Source organism: Acidisphaera rubrifaciens HS-AP3, from assembly GCF_000964365.1.
In the GTDB taxonomy this organism is placed as follows: domain Bacteria; phylum Pseudomonadota; class Alphaproteobacteria; order Acetobacterales; family Acetobacteraceae; genus Acidisphaera; species Acidisphaera rubrifaciens.
Genome location: NZ_BANB01001054.1, coordinates 1 through 369 on the forward strand (window position 1 = coordinate 1; position 369 = coordinate 369).

Sequence of the window (369 nt, forward strand, 5' to 3'; positions counted from 1 at the left end):
ATCACGCTCGCCGCGCTGGACCGGCAAATGCTGGCCGAGCGCCACACGCTCAACGCGCTGCTCGGCCTCGCGCCCGACGTCGTCCTGCCGCTCGCGTCCCGCGCGGTGGTCCCGCCGCTCGACCCGCAGGCGGTGCGACGCGCGCTGCCGGCACTCGCGCAGCACCGGCCCGATCTCGTCGCGCTGCGCTACGGCTATCAGGCCCAGGAGGAAAAGGTGCGCGCCGCGATCATCGGCCAGTTTCCCAATCTGCTGCTCGGCATCGCCTATGGCCGCGACAACACCAACGACTATTCGATCGGCCCGCAGCCGAGCGGTGACATCCCGATCTTCGACCGCAACCAGGGCAACATCGCGATCGAGCGCGCG

Annotated in this window: 1 protein-coding gene; it reads left to right on the plus strand. The window is 70.5% G+C overall.

Translation table 11 applies throughout. From position 1 onward, the window contains the following. Window positions 1–369, plus strand: a 369-nt coding sequence (locus B8460_RS20005) for a TolC family protein (RefSeq protein ID WP_048863387.1), incomplete at both ends; no start/stop codon positions are given.